The following is a 25,727-nucleotide window of genomic DNA, read 5'->3' as shown; positions in this document are numbered from 1 at the left end:
CCTGCCATACCTGTTCGTCGCGCCAGTCGGCATCTGCATCGGCTTGAAACAATATCGGCAGGAACGAGTCGTCCACTACCGCGCCCTCAGCAACCCGCTTGGCATACTCATACAAATCCCACGCTATGGAGGTCTGACCGACGCCAGCCGTGGTGGCTATGAAGAGAAGTGAGCCTGCCGTTTTGTTTAGGCCCGACGTGATCGCATAATACAGGTCGCCTTTCTTGAACTCGTGCAGCTCGTCGACGAATCCGAAGTTTGGTGTGCGGCCATGGGCCGTGGCCGCGTCCGCCGACATGGCACGGTATTGTGCGCCGGACTTCTCGTGCGTGATCCTGTTGTTGGTCGACTGAACGCGGGTCGCTTCGACCAAGCGAGGATGAACAGCAATCATCCCGGCCATTTCCTCGAGCGTTAGCCGGGCCTGATCGCGATCGTTGGCGATAGAGACGGCAAGCCCTTGCGGCACGCGCTCCGGACCAACGGTGTGCAGCAACTCGATTGCCGCAGCGAGGGTCGTCTTCCTATTGCCGCGGCCGATCAGCATAAAGACGGTCTTGATTCGACGCTGGCCATTCTGAAGCGTGTCGCCGTAGATGCGACGAACAATCCGTTCCTGCCATGGGTCAAGCTGGAAAGCCTTCTTCGGCCGGTCACTTTTCGGATGGCGAAGGGCCTTGATAAACTTTACGGCGCGCTCGCCATAACCGTGAGGGTCGGGAAGTTGCGTGCTGTCAAATATCCACGCCAAATTCGTCTTCGTTGTCATGTTCGGGAGCGCCGCCTTTGTTCTTCGAGCGGCTGGCCGGTGTGATACCTAGCTCTGCCGCGAGCCGCCGAGCGGCTTCAATATTTTCCTTGGCCAGCGTTGACTCTGGCCGGCGTTTGCTTTCGCCTGTCGGAGAGACGTAGGTTAAGCCATGTTTCTGAATGACCGCCTCGCACTCACGGACGCGGGCGACGGCGATGCAGTACGATTCGACGGTCGACAACTCGTGCGAAGCGAGGCTGCGAGCCCTGACCAATGCGGGCACGACACGTGCCCATTCCTTCTTAGCGAACTTCGGCAGCCACGTTGGCGCCGATGGGGGGGTATCGAGGGCGCCGGGGAGCGCGGTTATTTCGGGTTTTCTTCCCTTCACGTTGGGTCCTGTGTTAAATTGTGTTCGTTCGGCGCGGGGGGCGTGAAATGTGGGAAGCGGTAGCCGGTATCCTTGGCGTTGCGATGGTCTTGCTGTTATTCAAATTTGGCACCGCATATTGGTTTCCCGAAAAAGGGGCTCGCTTGTTGCTGCGGCGCGAGGTTAGAAATCGCGGCGTGGACGTGTCTGCGATACCAGACCCAGCATGGGACGAGATGGTTAGCCGTAGCGTTGCCCTCGCAAAACTGATGGCACCGCTTCAGAAAGCAAATTGGCGTCTGGTCCTCGTCGACTTTATCGAGTTGGATGCTGCCCACATCGCAGCCGTAATGAGTGGCAGGGGCGGCCAAGAATGCGAGATGACAAAGCAGACGCTGGTCAAGTTTGGCGTCAAATCTCCAATTCGGTGAAATACCGAACTTGAGACCCATGCGGTCCTTGCTCCCTATGTCGAAAGTCTGTCAGGCCACCCGGGGGTGTCCGAAGCCGCCATCCTTTTTCGCGGTCTTCCTGCTATGACAGCCGTGGCAGAGCCAATGCAGATTGCTTGGATCATCAGTGCCACCAGCGTTCCGGGCCAGCTTGTGGTCCAAGTGGAAGCCGCTCTTGTACGGCCTAGCGCAGGCCGTGCATGGCGTATGCGGCTGGGCGGCTCGCAGGGCCTGCCAATCAGCACCGTAGCCCCGCTGCCTCGCGCTGGGGCGTCCAGCCTGCCTCCGCTTCTGACACGCGCATAGGGTACCGCCAGCAACGCGGTAGCCGCATGCGCAGATGCGTGCGTGTTTCGTCATCATCATTCCTGAGACAGAATAGGGCCAGCCACGGTACATCCGCATGGCCAGCCCATCCGTATTGGTGGCTAGTGCGGGGATGACGCACTAGCCGTGACCATTTGCGAGGATTTGAGACCCGCTGTGGTCATGGATATTCAAGCCACCCGGTTGAACAGGCCAGGGGCGGGTGACTCCGGCTATCCGAGCCTTTGCCCTTCCCCCTGAATTACTGCGGCGGGTTAGTCGTTGGAGCGCTGGCCGGATGACCTTGAACCCAGATGCCAGCAACAAAGAGGTTGCCGGTGTTAGCGGCCGGCGTAATTGTCGCCTGGATAAAACGTTTAGCCCCGATGTAACCAATCTTTCGGCACTTGATATCATCAGCGAACGTGAAACTCGCGAGCGCCGTTGTCCCGGTCATATCGGTCGCTGCGACCGCATTGGCGCCGGCCATAGCCGGGTCATTCGACTCGTTGAACGTGAGAGCAAAGGTTGCATCGGCGTCAGTTAGGGTGCCGGTGACGACTGCCAGAACAGCCGAACCAAAACCGTAAACGTCAAGAATGGTAGAAACCTGAGCCGTGTTGTCGACGACAGCCGCGACCGGCGCAAACGCCGGCTTGAAGTGCAACTGATTCATAAGATCGCGCAAAATTAAAATCCTTAGAAATGAGAAAGAGCCGGGGAGATGAATCCCCGGCCGAGAATTGTCTTACGAGACTGAAACCTTCAGCTTGCGGATAGCTTCCGCCTTACCCACACCGCCAGCAACGCGACGGCGACCGTGAAAACGGGTCGCGCCGTTCGTGGCCTGCGAGTAGGGGTCGCGAAGGACGCTCAAGCTAACACGATCGAAAATGCGGTAACCCTGCGAGAAGTCACCGAACACAATCGGGAACGCACCGCCCGCAATGTCGGGCATGTCAGGCATTTCAACTACGGGGTTGCCGAGGATAGTCGTGATTGGCGCATTAGCGACTCCGCCATGCGACAACAGATAGTTGCCCTGACCATCCTTCAACTTCCGAACGTAGCCCAACGTGTTGCTGTTCATGCCCCACACGGCGTTCGCTCGGTACGGCGACTTCACCGCATGGTAGATGTCAAACAAGCTATCCGGCAAGACAGCTGTAGCGCTCGTCGTCGGGGTGTATGCAACTCCCGCATCCTGCATGAAGCCGGACGGCGAAAGCGCAGAAGCACCGTTGACGAAAGCCTTGCCCTCCTCAAGCCCAAATTCTTGGGCGAACTCGAAGCTGAGCATCGAAGCAACGTCGAAGGTAGAGTCTTCCAGCATGGCATTCGCCACGTCGACCCATGCAGCAAGTTCAAAAATGGGGTATCGGGACTGGCCGAAGGTGGCCGTTGTTTCTGGCCGTGCACCGGTTTCGCCAACCCAGGACGCTGTGAATCCAGAGAGCCGTTTTGGCCACAGAACGGCCGGCGCACCTGTCGGAAGAACACGGGCAACCTGCCGCACGGGCGAGAACAGCACAACGTTGCGATCAAGTTCGGCGTTAAATTCGTCCGGCGACAAATAACCACCGGCCGTGTTGTCGGACACACGCAGCGATTTAACTTCCTCACCCAACGCTTCCGCGCCGCGACGAATGTACTTCTCAAACGCCTTGGTTTCGTCGGTGGGTTCCTTGTTGTCGTTGGCGTGACCACCGGGGCGGTTCAGCCGCAGTTCAAGATCGTCGATACGCTTCTTCTGTGCGGCGTCGTTATCGTTAGATGCCTTCTTGTGCGTTTCGAACGCCGTGGTCATATTGGCCAGTGCGGTTTCGATCGCCTTGGTCTCAATATCGGAGTCGTCCTTGGTCTCAAGTCGCAATGCATTGGTATTCAAAAATGTAGTCCTTAGTGAAGTGCCGCGGTGGCACGGTTGATAGCGGCGACGAGGCGGGAAAAGTCCGTGCTCTTGACGCGTGAAATTGTAGCGGTAGGATTCATTGGGAACGTCACGATACTTACCTCGTGCAATTCAAGTTCGTTCAGTAGGCGAACCTTCTTCGTCCGATCGAAGCTTTCTTTCTTGGTTCGGTATCCGATGCTCAGTCCATCAAGAGCACCGGCCTTGAGGAGCGCGTAAGTCTCGCGACCTTTGTTGGTATCGAGGATCAATCGGCCCGTTGCTTTCAAACCGCGGGAGTCCTCTACAATCGAAGTCCAAACACCGATGGGCTCAGACGTGTCGTGACCACGAAGCATCTTCACTTTGGCGGCCGGCTTGCTCTTCAAGCTTTTGGTGAACGCGCCCGGCTGGACGGAGTCACCGCCAAGATCGGTCACACCGAATACACTGGCGTAGCCGCTAAACGTGCCGTCCTCGGCAACCGCCTTAACGTCGAACTCGAAACAGTTTCCTGTTTCCTTGGTGTTGGTGGTCATGCCGCTTCTTTCTTCGGTTCGGCGTTGTCATTGGCCGCAGTCGGTGCAGCGCCAACGGGTTCATTCAGGACGTTGCCGCCTTCGATCGGTGCGCGATTTTCGAGCGCGCGCGCTTCGTCAGCCGTGAGATACGGGCCGCCGACTGCCTTGACCATCGCGGTTGTGCGATCTTGAAGATTGGCTGCTGTTAGTTCCGACGTATCGAAAGCAATGAACGTATCAGCGCGTTCCTCGCTTGTCAGAAGCGATCGGCTCAATGCGCCGGTCCAGTTCACAAGCCAAGGTCCAAGAGTGAAGTCGATAAAGTTTCGCCCCAACTCTGCGGCGTTCGCCCATGTGACTCGGCCAAGCTCGCTCAACAAATGCGGTGGAACGCGGAAGGCTCTCGAAATTTCATCCAGTTGGAAACGGCGCAGCTCAACAAATTGCATATCCACTGAATTGAACGTCAGCGGTTGAAACGTCGTCTCGCTATCGAAGATTGCGGTAGAGCCAGACGTTCCGGAATTGTGACTGGCTTGCCACTGGTGCTTGATGCGCTGTAGCTGAGTATCAGTAAGCTTAGCGCCCTTAAAGTTGAGGATGCCCCCCGGCCGCGCCGCGTTTCCCATGAGTCTGGCCGCATGGCCTTCCAACGCTAGCGCAAGTGCGATTGCTTCACGTGCGCTCTGAATGGGAGCTATGCCGGTGAAGCCGTTCGTAGACAGCGCCTTGATGTGGATGATATCGGTGTACGAACACTGCCGACGCTTACCGTCGCGATTGGTGATCTCGTATGTCGGCTCGCCGCTGTTGATGTCGATTGTCACGGCAACAGAACTTGGAATGAGCCGCAAGAGTTCCTTAGCTTCACCAGCGACGCGATTGACGAACGCATACGCGTTCCCGTGCAAGAGGGTATCAACCTGCATCTGCAGACGGAAGTCGTAGCTGCTAGTCCAGCCGTTAGGTTCGGCATGTAGCAGCCGGTAAAGCGGATGATCCTTTGCCACCGTCTTAGCGGTACCGTCGCCCTTCAAAATATTAATCGGCAACGATGCCACCGATTCCGAAATAACCCTGACTGCGGCGTTCACGGCCGGAACATGTAGCGCCGTTTCCGGACCAACATTGACACCGGAGAGCGTCGAAACCTGACCGAAGAACTGGGCTAGGAGCGGGTCGGACAAGTCGTACGTGGTCGACTTGGTTTCGAACCACTTTAGGGGATTAAGCTGCATATGAGCAGCCTCGAATTCCAAGGTCCGCACCGATCTGCGCAATTACCCTGCCGGGAATCTCAATCGAGCGGCGCACATCAAACAAGGCGTGCTGCTCCATCAGCGTATCGGCTGGGTAGAAGTGCTCGGTGTGACCGTCGCGGTCCTCGAAAACAATTTCTTGCCATGTCTGAACGAGGCGGAGGGTTTTGTCGGCTTCGTCGCGATCACCGGCCCATATCTTGGTCACCCATGCCTCAAGCGCGGCGCCGGCATTGGTGTGTTCGGCTTCGACCAGCCTTTGCAGGTTGGAATATTGATTCACGGTGGCCGGAGCATGCCGGACCTTGTCGGCCGAAAAGGCGAGTAGCAAGTTGACAAGATCGCGAGGACGAGCGCGGGCGTAAGCCGAGCCTTTGGCGAGCGGCAGCAGCCCGGCGTTCTGAATCTCGCGGGCTCTCTGGTTAATATAGGTGGCTGGTAGTTTGCTTCGCTCATGCGTCGCGCGTACCAGATCGGGAACGGTGCCCGTCATGAGGGAAAATCCATTTTCTAAAATCGCAGTTCGTTAGTTCAAAAAAATAGCCAGACACGCGTGCGGGCGCGTGCTGGCGTTGAGGCAATAAAAAACCCGCCGAAGGGGCGGGTTGTCGCGAGTCGGCGTCAGAGACACCTCTTACTCATGAGGGTAACTTAACCTGAAACGGTACATTTTGCAATCCCGATTGCACTTTCGTAGCTGCACGTGTTTTCGGGGCGCAGTAAGAAATCGTAGAACAAGTGTAGCCGCAAAATGTACATTTTGCAATCCCGATTGCACTTTGCTAGTTGCCAACCCGGTCGTGACCGGGCTGGCGTGCAACTCTACAGACTGGCGTACTCGATCCGCCCCATTGCTTTGACGTTGGCCACCAGCGTCTTGCCATGGAAGTCACTGGTATCGTCGGGCTCTAGAATTCCGGTGGCGTGCCGGATATTCGTGTAGTGCATTTGCCCGGCCGTCTGTGTGTCTTCGTCACTCGAAATAAAATTGAACGTGTGTGAGAAGACTTTGCCGCCGTGGTCCCCGTCTTCGATCTTGAACGACACGATGAATTCCCGTTCCTTATCGAAGCTGCCCCCCGTCATGTCGAAGTCGGTAATACTGACCTTGTGGCGGCCGATCGGCGTTCCGGATGACAACCCGGATTTACCAACTGTCTCTTGCTTGCTGGCCTTACGCGGCCCGCTCTCTCGTTTGCGGGCTATGGCCGCCTCCTTTGGATTTTCATAGGGCTCCGGCGGGTCTTCAAGATAACGTTCTTCCGCGAGCCACGTGTGCATGTGTTTCCACCACCTCTTCTCAGTAGCCGTTTGCTGGTAATGCGCGGCCCACTGAGTGGCCTTAGCAACGAGGGTGGCGTGTAGAGCAGGGTCTGGCGCTAATGCCTTGTACGTGGCGCGGGCCTTTGCAATGTGATGCTTCCGCGGCCAGACGGTCCAGAGTTGTTCGAAGCCAACCGGCAAGTCTGATGCGGCGGCTTTCTTCGGGTCCACAGCCGTCTCCGCCGTGTGGGCCTCTAGGCCCGACACGGGCGGGGCCGTAGGCCCGGCTGGGGCATCTTCATTTCTTCCTACCGTACGTGAGCTAGTAAGCTCAGTACGTAGGAAGGTTTGGGTGCCTTCACGGGCACCGCTAGAGCCTGTAGAGGTGCCTTCATCGGCACCACAAGAGGTGCCTTCCGGGGCACCGCTAGTAGAGGTGCCTTCACGGGCACCGCTAGGTTCATCATTAGAGGTGCCGTCACAGGAACCGCTAAAATCGCTAGAAGTGCCTTGGACGGCACCGCTAGCAGCGGGTCCGATAGGTTTTTTGTTTTTTGCAAAAGGTTTTTTGCAAACTGCAAAATCGAAGTTGAGGCCATATTCGGTTGGCCGGGTACCGATGCCTTTCCGAATTACTTCAATTGCGCCGTTGTCGATAATCCTAGCCAACGACGGAATGATTTTGTTTCTCTCTGCGCCTGTCGCGACTTCAAGGTAACGCAAGCTGGCACGAGCGTTCCCGTGTTTAGCAAAGTGCCTTTCTATGACGTGGCTTACGACTTTGATATCCAGACGTGTTGCCCATGGCGCGTCAATGACGGCACGTAGCAACTGGTACTGACTCAACAGTGAACCGGGTAGGACCGTCGTTGTGACGGCTGGTTGGTGCTTCATCTATCTGCAATCAATGACGCGACAGAATGGTGCAGAAGCTTTCGAGCCACGCCGAGAAGTCGGCAGGCCGCTCTTTGAAGCCCACGAGTCGATTGGTCTCGCTAATCGCCGATAAGCACGATGCATCATCCTGAACTAGGGGGGCAATTTGAACCCAGGTTTCGTCAGAAATGTGAATCTGCGATTCCAAATCTAGCAGTCGCTTTGCAGCATCTGCATTTCTAGGGTCGTGAGCAAATCGCTTTGAGTTATTGTCGCGCCATTTCGAAGTGACCTTGAATTGAGCGGACAGGGTTGAGACAAAAACAGGTTTGTTGTTCATTGTACTTTTCAGGTTGGTAGTGAGCCGCGAAATTGCGGCAGTGATGCAGCGCTTAAAATGCCGGGCGCCGCTGGCCGGTTCGTCGTCGGAACCAATGTTGGCAACATTGGTTTTTGCGGTTGGGGTGGTTTCAACTTCGCGCCGGCTTGGGGCTCGTTAGCCGCTTGGAAAAGTTGAAACTTTAGCTCTTTGTCTTACAAAAAAAGCCGGCCTGTCACGCCGGAGGTCGCGGGTTCGAGCCCCGTCTCTCGCGCCATTTTGGCAATTCCTTCATAGCCTTAGAGCAAACTTCTACACGCCTTTCGCGGCTGTGACGGCGATTGCCGGCATCCGTCGAGAACTTGCGCCATAGTCAGCCGAAGCCCGAATCGTCTAGGCCTTCCAGGACTTGGAGGGATCCCCACCCTTTACCGCCTTTTCCGGGGCCCCTGTGATTGAGGAGGCCAGATATGGCTAAGAAGGATTCCACGAAGAAGGCTGCCGCGCCCGCCACCATCACGCTCAAGCACCTCGCCGCCGACATTGCGGAGAGCCAGGACCTGTCGAAGAAGCGCGCCGAGGCCGTTCTGACCGACATGGTCGAACTCATCACCAAGCACCTGAAGAAGGGCGACCGCGTCCGCATCGTCGGCCTTGGCATCCTCCAGGTCCGCAAGCGCGCCGCCCGCACCGGCCGCAATCCCGCCACGGGCGAGCCGATCCACATCAAAGCCACCAAGAAGGTCGCCTTCCGCCCCGTCAAGGAACTAAAAGAGGCGATCTGACCACTCACGTTTCGTTAAGCCTGATCAGCCTCCTCCGGCCTCACCGCACCCTGCTTTTCTGGTATACCGCCTCTCTCCCCTGACCCGGCGGTTTGACCAGAAATGTCCTCCCTCACCTTTTCGCATACCGTGACCGAGCGCTTCCTGCGCTACGTCACCATCGACACCCAGTCCGATCCGGAATCCCCGAGCTCGCCCTCGACGGAGAAGCAGAAGGACCTCGGCCGCGTGCTCGCCGCCGAACTGAAGGCCATGGGCGTCGAGGACGCGCATCTCGACGACTTCGGCTACGTCTATGGAACGATTCCGGGCAACACACCTAAGAAGGTACCGGTGATCTGCTTCTGCTCGCACATGGACACTTCGCCCGACGTCACCGGCAAGAACGTCAAGCCGCAGATGGTGAAGAACTATCGCGGCGGCGACATCACGCTGCCGGGCGATACCAGCCAGGTGATCCGCTTCGCCGAGCATCCGGCGCTGAAGAACCAGATCGGCAACGACATCATCACCACCGACGGCACCACGCTGCTCGGTGCCGACAACAAGGCCGGCGTGGCTGAGATCATGGATGCCGCGCATTTCTTCATCAACAACCCGCAAGTGAAGCACGGCACCATCAAGATCCTGTTCACGCCGGACGAGGAGATCGGCCGCGGCGTCGACAATGTCGACATCAAGAAGCTCGGCGCTGATTTCGGCTACACCATGGACGGCGAGAGCGCGGGTAGCGTCGAGGACGAGACCTTCTCGGCGGACGGCGCCACCATCACCATCAACGGCGTCAGCGCCCATCCCGGCTATGCCAAGGGCAAGATGGAGCACGCCATCAAGATCGCCGCCGCCATCGTCGAGCGCCTGCCCCGGGAAGGCTGCTCGCCCGAGACGACATCAGGCAAGCAGGGTTTTCTGCATCCGATCGGGATCGAGGGTGCGCTGGAGCAGGCTACGCTCTCCTTCATTGTGCGCGACTTCACCGAGGAAGGGCTGAAGGAGAAGGAGATCCTGCTCGAGAACATCGTCAAGGACGTGATGAAGGATTTTCCGCGCTCGACTTACACATTCGAGGTGCGGGAGCAGTACCGCAACATGAAGCAGGTGATCGATCGCCACCCGCACATTCTTGAATACGCCATCGAAGCGATCCGCCGCGCCGGCCTGCGCCCGATGCGCACCGCGATCCGCGGCGGCACCGACGGCTCCCGCCTGTCCTTCATGGGACTGCCCTGCCCCAACATCTTCGCCGGCGAGCACGCATTTCACTCCCGGCTCGAATGGGTCAGCCGGCAGGACATGGAGAAGGCGGTGCAGACGATCGTCCATCTCGCCATGATCTGGGAGGAGAAGGCTTAGGCCTCTCGTCAAAAGGCAATATGGCCGGGATCGCTCCCGGCCATCGTCCTGCACGTTACGGCACCCGCATCGCACGCGGAGAGCGATGGAAGCGGTTGGAGCTCGCCATCCAGTTCGGGAGCGGCGCGCCGTCGCGATGCCGGCCACCGGCAACAGCCGCAGCCCAGGCCACCGCAGCGCCGATCAGGGTTGCTGCCGCAACGGAGAAGGCGACGATGATGGAGTTACGCCGCGCCCGATTGATGGCCGTCCTTGAATCCGCGATCAGCGTGTCGACCCGTCGCTCCGAGTCGGGTGCTGCAAGTCCCGTCAACGCGGCCACCTGCTGCACGAGGTAGGCCCGGTCATCGGTGCTGACGCCGCTGTGGCTCGACGACGTCATCAGGATGCGTCCCGCTTCGGCACGAGGTTCCCTGAGGTCGGTGTTGGGGGGCCGCCGCGCTGCGCGAAACAGCTTATCCAGCTCGTAGCTCAACAGAGGCTCGGCGGCGGAGGTACTGCTCGCCGAACTGCGCATCGGCGAGCGGTCAATCGCAGCTGCGCCGAGCATCGCGAGCAGAGCGGCACCAAGCAGCACGGCGAGCGCCCAGGACATCAGGCCATGCAGCCCGTCCCGCCGTTCGCCCTCGTCTTCGATCGTTGTGACCGCCGGGGCTGGTCGCGTCGTCCGGCCGGCGATATAGCCGCCGAAGCCGAAGCTGATAATCGCCTGGATGATCAGATACAGCCCCGACAGCAAAGCCAGCGCCGCCGATGCATCGCGCCATGTCGGCGAGGCTGAACTGACGCCCAGGCCGACGGCGACTCCAAAGCCGACCAGGATGAACGACATTGCGCCGGCAGCCAAAGCGCCTGCGATCACCGAGCTCCACTGGATGATGCGCCTTTCATCGGCAGCGACGCCGCCGCCTTCCACGATGTCTTCCCGTATGAGAGTTTCCATGGTCATCGCCGCTCTCTCAGCGCAAGCCGAAGAACGACAAGATCGCCATGACCACCACGATCAAGCCGATGAGATAAATCAATCCGTCCATGGTCCGTCCTCCTCAATTTCTCCTCGTCGCTAATCACAATGAACAAGGAACGTTCCAAATTGGACCGAGCCCGCGGGAACGAACCCGCGCGATGCGGATTATCTGTCCAAGTCCCAAGGATGAAGTTTGTGAGCACGAAAGCCTCAGCCGGTAAGTCCCGGCTGGGGCTTTCTTTTTGTGCGCCGGTTCCTGTCCTATGTTAACGACGCCGGCTCTCGGATCATCAAGGATGCGCTCGGGGCGGGAACCTCCGGATCGGGAGAGCCGCGTGGATCGCAGAACCGCGTGCCTTCATCAGGCAGATGCATTCCGGGAAAAGGCGATCGCCGATCCCGAGCACCACGACCAGTGGATCGATGAAGCCATCAAATGGCTGGAACGGGCCATGGAAGCGGGCTGCCGCGCCGTCGTCACGGTCGAAGGCGGCGATATGCCGAACGTGGCACGCGGAGCGGCAGCCGATGCTCGGCTGAGCTTGATCACACGCCAATGAGAAGAGCTGCCGTCTTCGCGAGCGCTGCGGCAATTGTTCCCGGAACGTAACAATGTTGCGGGTCGACACTGTTCCCAACGCCATGCTAGGCCGGGCGCAGACCGCAACCAGAGTGACGTCGTGCTCGCGAACCGCCAGCCCTCAGGATCATGCCGGCCGCGCAACTGGCGCGGGCTGCTGTCTGTGCTGATCGCGGTCGTCTACCTGCTCGCGGGAGCGCTGCATGGCCTGCACGACATCGACGTCACCACGCCCGGTGGCGGCTCGGAGATCAGCGCGGTGCTTGACGGCTCGGCGGATCACAACGACCACAAGGCCATCGGGGGGCATCATTGCCATGGCTGCTTCTCGGTGACGGTGGCGCAGCCGACGCCACCGGCCGGATCGATCGGGCTCGTGTCCGCATCGCGCCCGCAACGCGCACCCCGGCTCGCCGGCATTGTTCCCGACACCGACTCCCCGCCTCCCAAACATATGGCCTGAACGGATTGGTCGGGCGCCACGAGCGTCCATTCGGTTCATCCTCACAGGTCGGTTTCATGTTTTTCAGGGGAATGGCCGCGCGCCTGGCGTGCGCGGCAGCGTGTCTGATTGCCGGATCGGCGCTTGCGCCATCTCACGCCCAGACTCTGACGATGCGGAGCGCGCTTTCGCGCGCGCTGGCCGCGAGCCCGCGGCTGACCGCGGCGGAGCGCGATGTCGGCATCGCCACGGGCCAGCGCATCCAGGCAGGTGCGCTTCTCAATCCGGAACTGACCTACGAACAGGACAATTCGTTCGGGTCCGGCATCTATCGCGGCACACGATCGGCCGAGACCACGCTCCAGATCAGCCAGGCCTTCGAGCTGTTCGGCAAGCGCGACGCGCGGATTGCAGCTGGCGTCGCCGGCATCGAGGTCGCCGCGATCCAGCGCAAAGCCGTCAGGCTGGAGGTGCTGTCGGAGACCGCGATCGCCTTCCTCAGCGTGCTCGGCGCACAGCGGCGCATCCAGATCCTCGACGAGCAGATCACCGCCATCGACCGGCTGACGCCGCTTTTGCGCCGACGCGTCGAGGCCGGCGCCTCCTCGCCGGCCGAGACCGGCCGTGCGGAGGTGGCGTCCGCACTGGTGAAGGCCGACCGCGAGCGCTTCAAGGCGACGCTGGCCAGCGCCCGGCGCGAGCTTGCGGTCTTGATGGGCGACGCGGCACCGAAATTCGGCGAGGTCTCCGGACGGCTCGACACCATGGGCCGGCCGCCGACGTTCCAGTCGGTCGTCGCCGCGATCGATGCCAATCCGCAGCTGGTGCGCTGGACCGCGATCTATGCCCAGCGCAACGCCGAGCTGTTGCTGGCGCGGCTACGGCCCTATCCCGACGTGCGGATCGCCGCCGGCTGGCGCCATTTCAACGAGACCAATGACGACGCGGCGCGCCTCACCGTCTCGGTGCCGATCCCCGTGTTCGACCAGAACCAGGGCAATATCCTTTCGGCCCAGGAAAGCCTCGCCAAGACCAAGGCCGAGCGCGAGGCCAACCGCAACACGCTGATCGTGGTCGCCGGCCGCGCCTACGACTCGCTCCAGGGCTCGCTGCGCGAGCTCGCGGTGCTGCGCGAGAGCGCCATTCCCAAGGCCACCGAAGCCTCGGACGCCATCGCGCAAGGCTACGGCCAGGGCCGCTTCAGCCTGCTCGAAGTGCTCGATGCCCAGGCCAGCGTCACCCAGGCGCGGCTGCGCGAGCAGGAGGCGCTGCAGAATTTCCACGCGGGGGTGGCGACCATCGAAGGGCTCGTCGGCAATCCCTTTACGCTGGCGCGGGAGAGCGCACGATGAAGACGTCCTCCACCATCCTCGTCGCATTCGTTGCCGCCGCACTTGGCGTCGCACTTGGCGCTTACGGCTATTCCCTGCTCGGCCCGGCCAGGGTCGAGCATGCCGAACACGCCGCGGACAAGAAGCCGGAGAAGCCGAACGACCATGTCGAGCAGGACGAGCACGGCGCCGACCGGATCCGCATCTCCGACGTCAAGCTCGCCGCCGCAGGCGTGACGCTGGCGGAAGCCGCGAGCGTCACGCTGACCGACACGCTCGCCTTCAACGGCATCCTGCGCGCCAACCAGGAAGCCGTGGTGCAGGTGACGCCGCGCTTTCCGGGCGTCGCCAAATCGATCCAGAAGCGCATCGGCGACGAGGTCGGCAAGGACGATCTGCTCGCCGCGATCGAGAGCAACCAGAGTCTCACCGTCTACGAGCTCAAGGCGCCGCTTGCCGGCACCGTCATCGAGCGGCAGATTTCGCTCGGCGAATACGCCTCCGAGCAGAAGCCGGCCTTCGTCGTCGCCGACCTCTCCACTATCTGGGTCGATCTGTCGATCTATCGCCAGGATCTGCGGCGCGTTCGTCTCAACGACGAGGTGCTGATCGATCCCGACGACGGCCGCGGCGAGATCAAGGGCACGATCGCCTACATGGCCCCGATCGGCTCGAGCGAGACCCAGACGGCGCTGGCGCGCGTGGTGCTGCCAAATCCGGACGGGCGCTTGCGTCCCGGCCTGTTTGTCACGGCACGGCTGATCCTCGCCGCCCGCAACGTCGCGGTCGCGGTGCGCAAAAGCGCGATCCAGACGCTGGAGAACAGGACTATCGTGTTCGTTCGTGAGGACGGCGACAAGATCGAGGCGCGCCCGGTGGAGCTTGGCGATTCCGACCCGCGCCATGTCGAGATCAAGGCCGGTCTATCGGCCGGCGAGCATTACGTCGCGGAAAACAGCTTCGTCGTGAAGGCGGAGATGGGCAAGGGCGAGGCCGAGCATGATTGAGCGTCTCATCGCGGTCTCGCTGCAGCAGCGCTGGCTGGTCCTGCTGCTCGCGCTCGGCGCCGTCGCTTTCGGAGCGTGGAATTTCCAACGCCTTCCGATCGACGCCGTGCCTGACATCACCAACGTCCAGGTCCAGATCAACACCCGCGCCCCCGGCTATTCGCCGCTGGAAACCGAGCAGCGCATCACCTTCCCGGTCGAGACCGCGATGGGCGGGCTGCCCAAGCTCGACTACACGCGCTCGCTGTCGCGCTACGGCCTGAGTCAGGTGACCGTCGTCTTCAAGGACGGCACCGACATCTATTTTGCCCGCCAGCTCGTCGGCGAACGGATCCAGCAGGTGAAGGACCAGCTTCCGGCCGGCGTCGAGGTCGCGATGGGACCGGTCTCGACCGGGCTCGGCGAAATCTTCATGTACACCGTCGAGGCCAAGGCGGGCGCGAAGACGCAAGGCGGCCACGACTATTCGCTGACCGACTTGCGCACCGTGCAGGACTGGATCATCAAGCCGCAGCTTCGCAACGTGCCGGGGGTGATCGAGGTCAACACCATCGGCGGCTTCGAGCGGCAATTCCATGTGCTCCCCGATCCCGGCAAGCTGATGGCCTACCGGCTCGGCTTTCGCGACGTCATGACGGCGCTCGCCGCCAACAATGCCGATGTCGGCGCCGGCTATATCGAGCGCAACGGCGAGCAATATCTGGTTCGCTCGCCGGGCCAGGTCGGCAATGTCGGCGAAATCAGGGACATCGTCATCGGCTCGCGCGGCGGCAATCCCGTCAGGATCAGGGATATCGCGACCGTCACCGAAGGCCGCGATTTGCGCACGGGAGCCGCAACGCGCGATGGCGAGGAAACCGTGCTCGGCACCGCCATGCTTTTGATCGGCGAGAACAGCCGCACCGTGGCGCGCCGTGTCGCGGCCCGGCTGGAGGATATCGCCAAATCGCTGCCCGACGGCGTCGTGACGCGGACCGTCTACGACCGCACCGATCTGGTCGAAGCCACCATCCGCACCGTCGAGAGCAATCTGCTGGAAGGCGCGGCCCTGGTCGTGGCCGTGCTGTTCCTGATCCTCGGCAACATCCGCGCCGCGCTGGTGGTGGCTTGCGTCATTCCGCTGTCCATGGCCATGACGGTCACCGGCATGGTCGAGACCAAGGTCAGCGCGAACCTGATGAGCCTGGGTGCAATCGATTTCGGCATCATCGTCGACGGCGCCGTGATCATCGTCGAGAACTGCCTGCGCATGCTGGCCGAGGTCCAGCGCGAGAAAGGCGGCCTGCTCACGATCTCCGAACGGCTGCGCGCGATCCGGAGTGGGTCGAGCGAGGTGATCAAGCCGAGCCTGTTCGGAACGCTGATCATCGCAGTGGTCTACCTGCCGGTGCTGACGCTGACCGGCGTCGAGGGCAAGATGTTCACGCCGATGGCCCTGACGGTGCTGATGGCGCTGGGTGCCGCGGTGCTGTTCTCCATCACCTTCGTGCCGGCGGCGGTTGCCATCTTCGTCACCGGCAAGGTGTCCGAACACGAAAACCTGTTCATGCGGCTGGCGAAGCGCGCCTATCTCCCCGTGCTCCGGCTGGCGATCGACCATCGCCTCGGCGTCGCAATCATGGCCGCCATCATCGTGGTCGCAAGCTGCGTTGCCGCCGCGCGCATGGGCGGCGAGTTCATCCCGAGCCTGGACGAAGGCGACGTCGCGCTGGCCTCGATCCGGATTCCCGGCACCAGCCTGACCCAGTCGCTGGACCTGCAAAAGGCGCTGGAAAAGCGCGTCAAGCAGATTCCGGAGGTGAAGGAGTTCTTCACCCGCATCGGCACCGCCGAGATCGCAACCGACCCGATGTCGCCGGCACAGACCGACGGCTACATCATGCTGAAGCCGCGCGCCGGATGGCCCGACCCTGGCAGCTCCAAGGCCGAGGTGATCGAGGCCATCGCCCGTGCCGCTGACGACATCCCCGGCAGCGCCTATGAGATCTCCCAGCCGATCCAGTTCCGCGTCAACGAGTTGATCTCCGGCGTGCGAAGCGACGTCGGCGTCAAGATCTTCGGCGACGACCTCGAGATCCTGCAAGGCGCGGCAAAACAGGTCGAAGCCGCGATCCGCGGCATCCGCGGCGCCAGCGACGTCAAGATCGAGCAGGTCTCGGGCCTGCCGATCCTCACCGTCCGCCTCGACCGCCAGGCGCTCGCCCGGTATGGGCTCAGCATCAGCGAGGTGCAGGGCATCGTCGAGATCGCGGTCGGCGGCAAGTCGGCCGGCAAGCTGTTCGAGGGCGACCGCCGCTTCGACATCGTCGTGCGCCTGCCGGAACATCTGCGCGGCGATCTCGAGGTCATCCGGGCGATCCCGATCCCGCTGCCGCCGGGTGAGGAAGCAGCAATCGGCGCGCCAATCCGGACCGCATTGCCCGCCCCTCCCCTTGCCCAGATGCGCTATGTGCCGCTGTCGTCGGTCGCAACCGTCGAAGCGACGCCTGGCCCGAACCAGATCAGCCGCGAGAACGGCAAGCGGCGCATTGTGGTCACCGCCAATGTCCGCGCGCGCGATCTCGGCTCCTTCGTCACCGAGGCCGAGGCAGCCGTCGCGGAGAAGGTCAAGCTGCCGCCGGGCTACTGGATCGGCTGGGGCGGACAGTTCGAGCAATTGGTCTCCGCCACCAAGCGGCTGACGCTCGTGGTGCCGTTGGCGCTGCTGCTGGTCTTCCTGCTGCTGTTCATGGGCATGGGATCGGCGGCTGATGCGGCGCTCGTGTTCTCCGGCGTGCCGCTGGCACTGACCGGCGGCGTCATGGCGCTGCTGCTGCGCGGTATTCCGCTGTCCATCAGCGCCGGCGTCGGCTTCATCGCACTGTCGGGCGTCGCTGTCCTCAACGGGCTCGTCATCATCGCCTTCATCGAGCGGCTGCGCAGCGAGGGCCAACCCGTTACCGACGCGGTGCGCGAGGGCGCGCTGACACGCCTGCGTCCGGTGCTGATGACGGCGCTGGTCGCGTCCCTCGGCTTCGTGCCGATGGCTCTTGCCACCGGGGCCGGCGCCGAGGTGCAGCGGCCGCTCGCGACTGTGGTGATCGGCGGTATCATCTCCTCAACCGTGCTGACGCTGCTGGTGCTGCCGGCGCTCTACGTGCTGTTCCGCCGTGACGGGGCTGCCGAAACGCCTACAATGGCGCCTGATTTGGCAGCGTCCAGGGAGCGATAGAGGTGGGCAGCCACGACCATCACGGCCATCATCACGATGATCATAGCCACGGCCATGATCACGATCATGGTGGCCACGCCCATGCCCATGCGCCCGCCAGTTTCGGCAAGGCGTTCGCAATCGGCATCTCACTCAACACCGCGCTGGTCGCGGCGGAGGCCGTCTACGGCTATATCGGCAACTCCACGGCTCTGCTTGCGGATGCCGGCCATAATCTTAGCGACGTGCTCGGCCTGGTCGTGGCCTGGTGCGCGTCGATCGCGGCGCGGCGCGCGCCCAGCGGCCGCTTCACCTATGGCCTGCGCGCCTCCACCATCCTGGCGGCGCTGGCGAACGCGGTGTTCCTGCTGGTCGCAACCGGCGCGATCGGCTGGGAAGCGATTTTGCGCCTGCGGGAGCCGGAGCCGGTCGCCGGCATCACCGTGATGGTGGTCGCCGGCATCGGCATCCTCATCAACGGTTTTACCGCCATGTTGTTCGCGCGCGGTCGCAAGGACGACATCAACATCGAAGGCGCCTATCTGCACATGGCGGCCGACGCCGCGGTCTCGCTCGGCGTCGTCATCTCGGCGGCGCTGATCATCTGGACCGGCTGGCTCTGGCTCGATCCCGTCACCAGCCTCGTCATCTGCGCCACCATCCTCTGGAGCACCACCAGCCTGCTCCGTGGCTCCATCGACATGTCGATGGCGGCGGCGCCCAGGGGCACCGACATTGCCGCGATCAAGATCCTTCTGCTGGAGCGGCCCGGCGTCACTGCGATCCACGATCTCCACGTCTGGCCGATCTCGACCACCGAGACGGCGCTGACCTGCCACCTCGTCATGCCCACCGGCGCCGGCGATGCCTTCCTGATGGAGACGGCGCAGATGCTGAAGCGCTCCCACCGCATCGGCCACACCACGCTTCAGATCGAGACGCATCCGGACAATGGCTGCGCGCTGGCGCCGGATGACGTGGTGTGAGGTAGTTGCGTTGCTGCGTCCCCATCGTCATTGCGAGGAGCGAAGCGACGAAGCAATCCAGACTGCCTCCGCGGAGAACGGTCTGGATTGCTTCGCTGCGCTCGCAATGATGGGGACAGAGCGACGCCTACGCCGCCTTCGCCGTCACGATCCAGATCGCGCCCTGGAGCGCCACGCTCTGACCCTTCAGGAACGGCGCGAGCGTCTCGCGGATCGAGGCTTTTGCCGCGGCATAGGTCTCCGGCGGATGCCCTTGCAGCGCGCGGCTCGCCGGGCCGATCTGGAGCGAGCCTTCGACCGCGGCATCGAGCCCGCCGCCAATCGCGACGTCCATCGCGAGATTGTGCGGCTCCATCGCGACGTCGACGAAGCCCGCGCCTTTCAGGATGCGCGTCACGCGCTCTTCGGAGGCGAAGGCGAACGGGCCCGGCTCCTCCGGCCCGACCGGCGGCATCTTGGGAACGTGCTTGTAGACCGCCATAAGCGGCGCCATCATCCACGGATTTTCCTTCGGCTCGCGCCAGCAGGCAAACGCCAACCGTCCCGTCGGCTTCAGCGCGCGGCGGAGATTGGTGAAAGACGCGATGGGATCGGCGAAGAACATCACGCCGAACCGCGAGGCCAGCAGGTCAAAGCTCGCCGGCTCGAACGGATGCACCGTCGCATCGGCCAGCACGAAATCGAGCGGCAGGCCTTTTGGCGCAAACGCGCGCGCCTGCGACAGCATCGGCTCGGAGACGTCGAGCCCGAGCGCAAAGCCATCAGGCGCGACAGCCTTCGCGAACGCGAACGTCGTCGCACCGGAGCCACAGCCGATGTCGAGGACGCGCTCGCCCGGCTTCGGCCTGGCGCGGGCGATCAGCACGTCGGCAATGGGTCCCAGCAGGCTCTCCTGCGCCGCATGGCGATCGGCCCAGCGCTGCCCGCTGGGGCCATTCCAGTAGGCGATCTGATCGGCGTTCTGCTCGTGTCCGCTTGGTTGTTGCATCAGGGCCTCTGTGGCTCGGTATCGCCCGCCTGCGCCTATCGGCTTCGGCGCGGCAGCCTTCGTTCGCTTCGCGCCAATAACGTGTGAGGCTGGCTCGCCGAGCCGAAGCTCGCGAAGCGAGCAAAGGCTGGTGGGCGGTGAGAGATTCGAACTCCCGACCCTCTCGGTGTAAACGAGATGCTCTAACCAGCTGAGCTAACCGCCCCTCGCCGCTTCTTTATCCCTACCGGCCCCGAACGGGCAAGCGCGGAACGCCAATTCCAGGGCCTCAATCCTGTGGCCGGCCCGGCAGCAGCGGCACCGCGTCGATCCACACCGCCGCCGACTGGCACCAGATCTGCCTGACGGGCCGCAATTTGTCGCGCTGGCGGATGCTGCCCCAGCGGATGCCCCAATCGTCCTCCTGGTCGCCGTCGCCGCTCGTGAACAGCGGGGAACCGCAGTCGGCGCAAAAGTGCTGGAAGCGCATCCGGCCGTTGTCGCCGCGCTTGCCGTAGATCCTGGGCGTGCCGGCAGTCAGGCGGACTTCGGCGCCCGAACAGACGGCCGTCACCCGGAAGGGCGAGCCGGTCAGTGTCTGGCAATCGGTGCAGTGGCAGACCGACACCGTCTCCGGGTCGATCTCGGCTTCAAAGGTAATCTCGCCGCAATGGCATTGCCCGTCGATGTGCATTGTCGTCATCCGCTGCCCAAAACAAAATGCCCCACAAAAAAACGGCGCCCGAAGGCGCCGTTTTATCATCTTTTTCGAGCTGCGATCTCAGTGAGCGGTCAGGCCGCCGGCGGCTTCGTCGCCGTCCGGCTTCACCGTCACCTTGGTGTCCTCTTCCCAGACGATCGGCACTGGCTTCTTGACCAGCGCCTTGGCGACGACGTCGTCGAGGCGCGAGACCGGGATGATCTCCATGCCGCCCTTGATCGCATCGGAAATCTCCGTGAGATCCTTGGCGTTGTCCTCAGGAATCAGCACCGTCTTGATGCCGCCGCGGGCAGCAGCCAGCAGCTTCTCCTTCAGGCCGCCGATCGGCAGCACGCGGCCGCGCAGCGTGATTTCGCCGGTCATCGCGACATCGTGGCGGACCGGGATGCCGGTCATGACCGAGATGATCGCGGTGGCCATCGCCACGCCCGCCGACGGACCGTCCTTCGGCGTCGCGCCTTCCGGCACGTGCACGTGGATGTCGCGCCGGTCGAACAGCGGCGGCTCGATGCCGTAGACGATCGCGCGCGAGCGGACATAGGACGCCGCCGCCGAGATCGATTCCTTCATCACGTCACGCAGATTGCCCGTGACCGTCATCTTGCCCTTGCCGGGCATCATGACGCCTTCGATCGTCAGCAACTCGCCGCCGACATCGGTCCAGGCAAGGCCGGTGACGATGCCGACCTGCGGCTCGCTCTCGATCTCACCGTAGCGGTACTTCGGCACGCCCAGAAGCTCTTCGAGAGTCTTCTCGGTGATCTTGACCGACTTCTTCTTGGAAATCATCAGCTCCTTCACCGCCTTGCGGGCGAGTGTGGAGAGCTCACGCTCCAAATTGCGCACGCCCGCTTCGCGGGTGTAGCGGCGGATCAGAAGCAGCAGCGCGTCGTCGTCGATCGAGAACTCCTTGGAGTCCAGGCCGTGCTTGGACACCGCGGTCGGGATCAAGTGCTTGCGCGCGATCTCGACCTTCTCGTTCTCGGTGTAGCCCGCGATCCGGATGATCTCCATGCGGTCCATCAGCGGTCCCGGAATATTGAGCGTATTCGCGGTCGTGATGAACATCACGTTGGACAGATCGTAGTCGACCTCGAGATAGTGGTCGTTGAAGGTCGCGTTCTGCTCGGGGTCGAGGACCTCGAGCAGCGCCGAGGACGGATCGCCGCGGAAATCGGCGCCCATCTTGTCGATCTCGTCCAGCAGGAACAGCGGATTGGACGACTTCGCCTTCCGCATCGACTGGATGATCTTGCCCGGCATCGAGCCGATATAGGTGCGGCGGTGCCCGCGGATCTCGGCCTCGTCGCGCACGCCACCGAGCGAGACGCGCACGAATTCACGCCCCGTCGCCTTCGCGATCGACTTGCCGAGCGAGGTCTTGCCGACGCCGGGAGGGCCGACGAGGCACAGGATCGGGCCCGTCAGCTTGTTGGCGCGCGACTGTACGGCGAGATACTCGACGATGCGGTCCTTGACCTTCTCCAGCCCGTAGTGATCCGCATCCAGAACCGCCTGCGCGGCTTCCAGATCCTTCTTCACCTTGGACTTCTTGTTCCACGGAATCGACAGCAGCCAATCCAGATAGTTGCGCACGACGGTCGCTTCCGCGGACATCGGCGACATCTGGCGCAGCTTCTTCAATTCATGCTGCGCCTTCTCGCGCGCTTCCTTGGAGAGCTTGGTCTTGGAGATCTTCTCTTCGAGATCGGCGAGCTCGTCGCGACCGTCGTCGTCGCCGAGCTCCTTCTGGATCGCCTTCATCTGCTCGTTGAGATAGTACTCGCGCTGGGTCTTCTCCATCTGGCGCTTGACGCGCGAGCGGATGCGCTTCTCGACCTGGAGCACCGAGATCTCGCTCTCCATCAGGCCCAGCACCTTCTCCAGGCGCTGCGTGACCGACAGCGTCTCCAGGATGCCCTGGCGATCCGCGATCTTGACGGCGAGATGCGAGGCGACGGTGTCGGCGAGCTTGGCAAAATCGGTGATCGCCTGCACGACGCCGACGACCTCGGCCGAGATCTTCTTGTTGAGCTTCACGTAGCTCTCGAAGTCGGACACGACGGAGCGCGCCATGGCCTCCGCCTCGACCGACTTCGCATCGGTATCGGCGAGCGCAATCGCGGTCGCTTCGTAATAGTCGGCGCGATCGGTGTACTTCTGCACGCGCGCCCGCTCGAGCCCTTCGACCAGCACCTTCACAGTGCCGTCGGGAAGCTTCAAGAGCTGGAGCACGCTGGCAAGCGTACCGGTCTCGTAAATGGAATCGGGTGCCGGATCATCGTCGGACGCGTTCTTCTGGGTCGCGAGCATGATCAGCGCGTCGTTCTTCATCACCTCTTCGAGCGCGCGGATCGACTTCTCGCGGCCGACGAAGAGCGGAACGATCATGTGCGGGAAGACGACGATGTCGCGCAGGGGCAGCACGGGATAGGCGTGCGTTTCGCCATGGACGATGGTTGGCCTGGGTTTTGGATTGGTCATGGCCTTTTCCTTTTGCTTTGCCCCCTTGCACGCAGCCCGCCATGCTCATGCGCAACCGCCACAAGGTGCCGAGGTGACCCGCAATACCGATCGCTCCTTTTGAGGTTGGACCGGCTTGCCGAATCGGAACTGAGGCGAATCTTGAAGAGAATTTTTACTCGCCGCCGACATTAGGTGGCTATCGACCCGGGGGGTGTCAAGTCATTGAAAGACGCGCGCCATCAGGCGCTTACGCACGCAATAAGCGACGCAACACCGGCTGCGGAGATACTTTCCGCAGCCCCTGCTTGAGGAGACGATTGGAGCGTTCCAGCGCCGAAATCAGGCGCTGGCGTTCTCGACGGCGCGATCGGACCGATCGGCGTAGATGTAGAGCGGACGCGCCGTTCCTTCCACGACTTCGCGGGAAATCACGACTTCTTCCACACCTTCGAGGCCCGGCAGGTCGAACATGGTCTCGAGCAGGATCGCCTCGAGGATTGAACGCAGCCCCCGCGCACCGGTCTTGCGCTCGATCGCCCTGCGGGCAACCGCGCCAAGCGCCTCGTCGGCGAAGGTCAGCTCGATGTTCTCCATCTCGAACAGCCGCTGGTACTGCTTCACCAGCGCGTTCTTCGGCTCGACCAGGATCTTCTTGAGCGAAGCCTCGTCCAGATCCTCCAGCGTCGCCACGACGGGCAGACGGCCGACGAATTCCGGGATCAGGCCGTACTTCAGGAGATCCTCAGGCTCGACATGACGGAAGATTTCGCCGGTGCGGCGGTCTTCCGGTGCGAGCACCTGAGCGGCGAAACCGATCGAGGTCGAACGTCCGCGTGCCGAGATGATCTTTTCGAGGCCCGAGAACGCACCACCGCAGATGAACAGGATATTGGTGGTGTCCACCTGCAGGAACTCCTGCTGCGGATGCTTGCGGCCGCCCTGCGGCGGGACCGAAGCCACCGTGCCTTCCATGATCTTGAGCAGCGCCTGCTGCACGCCCTCACCCGACACGTCGCGCGTGATCGAGGGATTGTCGGACTTGCGGCTGATCTTGTCGATTTCGTCGATGTAGACGATGCCGCGCTGGGCACGCTCGACATTGTAGTCGGCGGCCTGGAGCAGCTTCAGGATGATGTTCTCGACGTCCTCGCCGACATAGCCGGCTTCGGTCAGCGTCGTCGCATCCGCCATCGTGAACGGCACGTCCAGGATGCGGGCGAGCGTCTGCGCGAGCAGCGTCTTGCCCGAGCCGGTCGGACCGATCAGCAGGATGTTCGACTTCGCAAGCTCGACGTCGTTGTGCTTGGTCTGGTGGTTGAGGCGCTTGTAGTGATTGTGCACCGCGACCGAGAGGACCTTCTTCGCATGGTTCTGGCCGATCACGTAATCGTCCAGCACCTTGCAGATTTCCTTCGGCGTCGGAATCCCGTCGCGCGACTTCACCAGCGAGGATTTGTTCTCCTCGCGAATGATGTCCATGCAGAGCTCAACGCACTCGTCGCAAATGAAGACCGTGGGACCCGCGATCAGTTTGCGCACTTCGTGCTGGCTCTTGCCGCAGAACGAGCAATACAGCGTGTTCTTGGAGTCGCTCGTGCCGACCTTACTCATTCATGTCTCCGTCCGCGGTTCGATCCCGTCCGCTCGATCGCCCTATTCCGGCACGACAGCCGGTACAGTCCTTCAAATAGAGCAAATTCCGTACCAAAAAAGACCCTACGCGTTACATGCCGTGCGAATCGCGGTCATTCGATTCCCCGCGATCATAGCCGATCAGTCATAGCGAACCATGCTGGCACCCGACTATCAAGAATTCGCTAATCGGGGGTCGCCGGCTACCCGTGACAATACCGTGATTTCCGGTCTTGGCACGGGCGAAGTGATCGAAATCACCCCGGCGTTGCTGGATTGCCACGAAAAACAAGCACGAAAGCGGAACTTTCTGCCTGTCGCAGGGCGCAAAAGTGCGTTTTGCGACGCGCGCACGTGTCCTTAACGTGAACGCTCCCTGATGTGCCCGCGGTCCCAGAGGGATTGCCGGCACAGTAGTGCTACGGGGTCTTCGGCGACGCGGTTTCCTCGGCGCGCTTGTCGATCACCCTGTCGACCAGGCCGAACTCCTTGGCGTCGCTCGCGGTCAGGAACTTGTCGCGTTCCAGCGCGTCCTCGATCGCCTTGTAGGTCTGGCCGGTGTGCTTCACGTAGATCTCGTTGAGCCGCTTCTTCAGGTTCAGGATTTCCTGGGCGTGCAGCATGATGTCGGTGGCCTGGCCCTGGAAGCCGCCGGAGGGCTGATGCACCATGATGCGCGCGTTCGGCAGCGAGAAGCGCATGTCCTTCTCGCCGGCGCAGAGCAGCAGCGAGCCCATCGAGGCGGCCTGGCCGGTGCACAGCGTCGAGACCGGCGGACGAATGAACTGCATGGTGTCGTAGATCGCGAGGCCCGACGTCACCACGCCGCCCGGCGAGTTGATGTACATCGAGATTTCCTTCTTCGGATTTTCCGCCTCAAGGAACAACAGCTGCGCGACGATCAGCGTCGACATGCCGTCCTCGACCGGCCCGGTCAGGAAGATGATGCGCTCTTTCAGAAGGCGCGAGAAAATGTCGTAGGCGCGCTCGCCACGGTTGGTCTGCTCGACCACCATGGGCACGAGGTTCATGTAGGTTTCAACCGGATCGCGCATGAGTCACCTAGGGTTTTGAAGAGGCGGACATCGCCAGGCCCGGCTGCCAGTCGGGGCTGGATCTGCCGGAAGGCCGATGGACGTCCCGTGATGCAGGAACTTGGCAGAAGAACTTGGTAGAGGCACTTGGCAGAAGCAGAGGGCGTAGCGACAGATATAGCCCAATTCGCGCCTGACAAGTGCGGAGCGAATTAAGGCTTAATCCGTGAGGCAGTTGAAGCTGATTCGTACAAAGAG

At 62.0% G+C, this 25,727-nt stretch carries 24 protein-coding genes and 1 tRNA gene; 9 read left to right on the top strand and 16 right to left on the bottom strand.

The genetic code is table 11. The features are described from left to right. Together IVB32_RS10545 and IVB32_RS10540 are read right to left on the bottom strand one after the other, a co-directional pair. Window positions 1-769, bottom strand: a 769-nt coding sequence (locus IVB32_RS10545; RefSeq protein WP_247410313.1) for a terminase large subunit, incomplete at its 3' end; no start/stop codon positions are given. Next, entirely contained in the window at window positions 735-1,142 is a 408-nt protein-coding gene (locus IVB32_RS10540; RefSeq protein WP_247410311.1) for a phage terminase small subunit P27 family, read from the bottom strand. The genes IVB32_RS10540 and IVB32_RS10545, both read right to left, overlap by 35 nt. 47 nt (window positions 1,143-1,189) lie before the next feature. Between IVB32_RS10540 and IVB32_RS10535 the strand changes: the two genes are divergently transcribed. Next, a complete protein-coding gene (locus IVB32_RS10535) occupies window positions 1,190-1,552 on the top strand; it encodes a hypothetical protein (protein ID WP_247410310.1) in 363 nt (120 codons plus the stop codon). A gap of 589 nt (window positions 1,553-2,141) precedes the next feature. On the opposite strand, the gene IVB32_RS10530 is transcribed toward IVB32_RS10535, so the two are convergent. The 7 genes from IVB32_RS10530 to IVB32_RS10500 form a co-directional block, all read right to left on the bottom strand. Further along, the gene (locus IVB32_RS10530) at window positions 2,142-2,567 is read right to left on the bottom strand and encodes a hypothetical protein (RefSeq protein ID WP_247410309.1); all 426 of its coding nucleotides are present in this window, start codon (window positions 2,565-2,567) and stop codon (window positions 2,142-2,144) included. A gap of 60 nt (window positions 2,568-2,627) precedes the next feature. Further along, window positions 2,628-3,767 carry a phage major capsid protein gene (locus IVB32_RS10525; protein ID WP_247410308.1) on the bottom strand — a complete coding sequence of 380 codons (1,140 nt, stop codon included), beginning with the start codon at window positions 3,765-3,767 and terminating at the stop codon, window positions 2,628-2,630. Between the two features lie 11 nt (window positions 3,768-3,778). Beyond that, window positions 3,779-4,309: an HK97 family phage prohead protease gene (locus tag IVB32_RS10520; RefSeq protein ID WP_247410307.1), complete on the bottom strand. Its 531-nt coding sequence runs from the start codon at window positions 4,307-4,309 to the stop codon at window positions 3,779-3,781. Further along, window positions 4,306-5,529, bottom strand: a complete 1,224-nt coding sequence (locus tag IVB32_RS10515; RefSeq protein WP_247410306.1) for a phage portal protein — start codon at window positions 5,527-5,529, stop codon at window positions 4,306-4,308. Before IVB32_RS10515 ends, IVB32_RS10520 begins: the two co-directional genes overlap by 4 nt. After that, a complete protein-coding gene (locus IVB32_RS10510) occupies window positions 5,519-6,043 on the bottom strand; it encodes a hypothetical protein (RefSeq protein WP_247410305.1) in 525 nt (174 codons plus the stop codon). Before IVB32_RS10510 ends, IVB32_RS10515 begins: the two co-directional genes overlap by 11 nt. Window positions 6,044-6,372: 329 nt before the next feature. Beyond that, window positions 6,373-7,044, bottom strand: coding sequence for a hypothetical protein (locus IVB32_RS10505; protein WP_247410304.1), 672 nt, complete (start codon window positions 7,042-7,044; stop codon window positions 6,373-6,375). A gap of 673 nt (window positions 7,045-7,717) precedes the next feature. Then, window positions 7,718-8,029, bottom strand: a complete 312-nt coding sequence (locus IVB32_RS10500) for a hypothetical protein (RefSeq protein ID WP_247410303.1) — start codon at window positions 8,027-8,029, stop codon at window positions 7,718-7,720. 449 nt (window positions 8,030-8,478) lie between these two features. Between IVB32_RS10500 and IVB32_RS10495 the strand changes: the two genes are divergently transcribed. Together IVB32_RS10495 and pepT are read left to right on the top strand one after the other, a co-directional pair. Then, a complete protein-coding gene (locus IVB32_RS10495) occupies window positions 8,479-8,793 on the top strand; it encodes an HU family DNA-binding protein (protein WP_085353352.1) in 315 nt (104 codons plus the stop codon). 102 nt (window positions 8,794-8,895) lie between these two features. Next, complete coding sequence (pepT, locus tag IVB32_RS10490) at window positions 8,896-10,146, top strand: peptidase T (RefSeq protein WP_085353354.1); 1,251 nt, start codon at window positions 8,896-8,898, stop codon at window positions 10,144-10,146. 55 nt (window positions 10,147-10,201) lie between these two features. On the opposite strand, the gene IVB32_RS10485 is transcribed toward pepT, so the two are convergent. After that, on the bottom strand, window positions 10,202-11,095 hold the full coding sequence (locus tag IVB32_RS10485) for a hypothetical protein (protein WP_018455101.1): 894 nt from the start codon (window positions 11,093-11,095) through the stop codon (window positions 10,202-10,204). A 314-nt stretch (window positions 11,096-11,409) separates the two neighbouring features. Here IVB32_RS10485 and IVB32_RS10480 point away from each other — a divergent pair, with 314 nt between their 5' ends. The 6 genes from IVB32_RS10480 to IVB32_RS10455 all read left to right on the top strand — a co-directional run bounded on the left by IVB32_RS10480 (window position 11,410) and on the right by IVB32_RS10455 (window position 18,649). Then, a complete protein-coding gene (locus tag IVB32_RS10480; RefSeq protein WP_247410301.1) occupies window positions 11,410-11,673 on the top strand; it encodes a hypothetical protein in 264 nt (87 codons plus the stop codon). A 120-nt stretch (window positions 11,674-11,793) separates the two neighbouring features. Then, complete coding sequence (locus tag IVB32_RS10475) at window positions 11,794-12,156, top strand: hypothetical protein (RefSeq protein ID WP_085353356.1); 363 nt, start codon at window positions 11,794-11,796, stop codon at window positions 12,154-12,156. 56 nt (window positions 12,157-12,212) lie between these two features. Next, a complete protein-coding gene (gene ihpA, locus IVB32_RS10470) occupies window positions 12,213-13,487 on the top strand; it encodes a divalent metal ion exporter subunit IhpA (RefSeq protein ID WP_085353357.1) in 1,275 nt (424 codons plus the stop codon). Further along, the gene (ihpB, locus tag IVB32_RS10465; RefSeq protein ID WP_247369879.1) at window positions 13,484-14,473 is read left to right on the top strand and encodes a divalent metal ion exporter adaptor subunit IhpB; all 990 of its coding nucleotides are present in this window, start codon (window positions 13,484-13,486) and stop codon (window positions 14,471-14,473) included. Before ihpA ends, ihpB begins: the two co-directional genes overlap by 4 nt. Next, window positions 14,466-17,684 carry a CusA/CzcA family heavy metal efflux RND transporter gene (locus IVB32_RS10460; protein WP_247336876.1) on the top strand — a complete coding sequence of 1,073 codons (3,219 nt, stop codon included), beginning with the start codon at window positions 14,466-14,468 and terminating at the stop codon, window positions 17,682-17,684. Before ihpB ends, IVB32_RS10460 begins: the two co-directional genes overlap by 8 nt. A gap of 2 nt (window positions 17,685-17,686) precedes the next feature. Then, the gene (locus tag IVB32_RS10455) at window positions 17,687-18,649 is read left to right on the top strand and encodes a cation diffusion facilitator family transporter (RefSeq protein WP_162496492.1); all 963 of its coding nucleotides are present in this window, start codon (window positions 17,687-17,689) and stop codon (window positions 18,647-18,649) included. Between the two features lie 127 nt (window positions 18,650-18,776). Here IVB32_RS10455 and IVB32_RS10450 read toward each other — a convergent pair whose 3' ends face one another. From IVB32_RS10450 to IVB32_RS10425, 6 genes are all read right to left on the bottom strand, one after another. Further along, on the bottom strand, window positions 18,777-19,637 hold the full coding sequence (locus IVB32_RS10450) for a methyltransferase domain-containing protein (protein ID WP_085353363.1): 861 nt from the start codon (window positions 19,635-19,637) through the stop codon (window positions 18,777-18,779). A 128-nt stretch (window positions 19,638-19,765) separates the two neighbouring features. Then, window positions 19,766-19,842: transfer RNA gene (locus IVB32_RS10445), tRNA-Val, on the bottom strand. Window positions 19,843-19,905: 63 nt separating this feature from the next. Then, complete coding sequence (locus tag IVB32_RS10440; RefSeq protein ID WP_018455108.1) at window positions 19,906-20,310, bottom strand: GFA family protein; 405 nt, start codon at window positions 20,308-20,310, stop codon at window positions 19,906-19,908. An 87-nt stretch (window positions 20,311-20,397) separates the two neighbouring features. After that, window positions 20,398-22,821, bottom strand: coding sequence for an endopeptidase La (gene lon, locus IVB32_RS10435; RefSeq protein ID WP_018455109.1), 2,424 nt, complete (start codon window positions 22,819-22,821; stop codon window positions 20,398-20,400). Between the two features lie 321 nt (window positions 22,822-23,142). Then, window positions 23,143-24,414, bottom strand: a complete 1,272-nt coding sequence (clpX, locus tag IVB32_RS10430; protein WP_007603503.1) for an ATP-dependent Clp protease ATP-binding subunit ClpX — start codon at window positions 24,412-24,414, stop codon at window positions 23,143-23,145. A gap of 440 nt (window positions 24,415-24,854) precedes the next feature. Continuing rightward, entirely contained in the window at window positions 24,855-25,490 is a 636-nt protein-coding gene (locus IVB32_RS10425; RefSeq protein WP_007611005.1) for an ATP-dependent Clp protease proteolytic subunit, read from the bottom strand. Window positions 25,491-25,727: the final 237 nt, after the last annotated feature.

The sequence above is a fragment of the Bradyrhizobium sp. 23 genome (assembly GCF_023073295.1).
GTDB classification, from domain to species: Bacteria; Pseudomonadota; Alphaproteobacteria; order Rhizobiales; family Xanthobacteraceae; genus Bradyrhizobium; species Bradyrhizobium canariense_D.
This window is presented reverse-complemented; position numbering and strand designations above follow the sequence as displayed.